This window comes from Capnocytophaga sp. oral taxon 332 str. F0381, from assembly GCF_000318275.2.
In the GTDB taxonomy this organism is placed as follows: Bacteria; Bacteroidota; Bacteroidia; order Flavobacteriales; family Flavobacteriaceae; genus Capnocytophaga; species Capnocytophaga bilenii.
Genome location: NZ_KB291326.1, coordinates 1 through 1206, shown reverse-complemented (window position 1 = coordinate 1206; position 1206 = coordinate 1). Strand labels below are relative to the sequence as shown.

Sequence of the window (1206 nt, the reverse complement as noted above, 5' to 3'; positions counted from 1 at the left end):
TATTCCAATTAGATTCTTCTACTTCTCTTTCTTCCCCTGCTGGCGCGAGTCACATACTCGCTTCCAAGTATTCAGCGACTTTAGCTCGTGCCTAGTATAATAAGAGTGTGTCCTGCTGCTTAGCTTCATTCCGTCTATCCAATTCACAAGATAATGGGTGAGTAGATTGTTCATTGTTTGATTTCTATTTTTATATTATTTTTATGAATATATCCTTTTATTCCATCTGTTGTTATAATTAATAACCAATCGTCTTCGTCTTCAACTACTCTTACTTCTTCTCCGTTTCTTATCTTACTTATAGTATAGGAAGATGAATTTGCTTCTTTTTTTATTTCTATATTTCTTTTCTTTCCATTAATATAATAGTAAGTATCATATTCTTTTAGGAAAGATTTTAACTCTTCCCTATTGTCATGTCTCATAGTAGTATCTGCTATAATCTTTTCTAATATTCCCTTGACCTCTTTGTCTTTTTTTTCTACAAGATAAACGAAATAGGGTCCTGAAATATTATTATATGTTCTATATTCATTTTTCACTTCATTTAGAGCATGTTTATAAAAACTATCTTTGATCTTTTCTAATATTTTTAATTTACGAGCTGTTGTATCATTATCTCCAAATGTTATTTTTATCATTTTTGACAAATATAAATTCCGAAAATCCCATTCTGATAAGATATTGTCAAACTCATCATCTTCAATGTCTATTTTTTCTGCATTATGATACAAAAAAGTTATTAATTCTTTATCTTCCTGACTATAGCTATTAAAAGTTACTATTAAAAAAAGTATTATAATTTTCCAGTCCATTTTGTTTCTCCTATATTATTGTTATTCCAATTAGATTCTTCTACTTCTCTTTCTTCAAGAATTATTTTCACATTATTCCAATATTTTATAGAGTTGAATATGTTTTCTATAAGTGTATTGTCCTTACCACTAACTGTTGTTAAACAGCCAACGGCATCAGCAGGAGAATATTTATGTATAGCAATTCCTTCCTCTTTTCCTCCTATGGTAAATTCATCAACCTAAACGCTATCATCCATTTTCAGCGACTCACTGGATTTCATAGCTTCACGGACTTTTTGCATAAAATAATGTGCAGTCTGACGACTAATTTCATAACGACGAGCAACCTGTGAAGCTGATACCCCTTTAGTTGTTGTTGTCATTTCAAAACATATAAAAAATGCTTTAC

At 30.0% G+C, this 1206-nt stretch carries 2 protein-coding genes and 1 pseudogene; all 3 read right to left on the bottom strand.

The window, feature by feature from the left end:
- Positions 1-18: 18 nt before the first annotated feature.
- Positions 19-174, bottom strand: coding sequence for a hypothetical protein (locus HMPREF9075_RS13870; protein WP_232305087.1), 156 nt, complete (start codon positions 172-174; stop codon positions 19-21).
- Positions 171-815 (bottom strand): SH3 domain-containing protein, encoded by a 645-nt coding sequence (locus HMPREF9075_RS08490; protein ID WP_009416127.1) that lies wholly within the window; start codon positions 813-815, stop codon positions 171-173. The genes HMPREF9075_RS13870 and HMPREF9075_RS08490 overlap by 4 nt, the downstream gene beginning before the upstream one ends.
- 224 nt (positions 816-1039) lie before the next feature.
- A pseudogene (locus HMPREF9075_RS13235) lies at positions 1040-1206 on the bottom strand (IS1595 family transposase); the annotation flags it as partial.

Coding starts and splice junctions, on each gene's coding strand:
- HMPREF9075_RS13870 (WP_232305087.1), bottom strand. CDS start 174: ATGAACAATCTACTCACCCATTATCTTGTGAATTGGATAGACGGAATG.
- HMPREF9075_RS08490 (WP_009416127.1), bottom strand. CDS start 815: ATGGACTGGAAAATTATAATACTTTTTTTAATAGTAACTTTTAATAGC.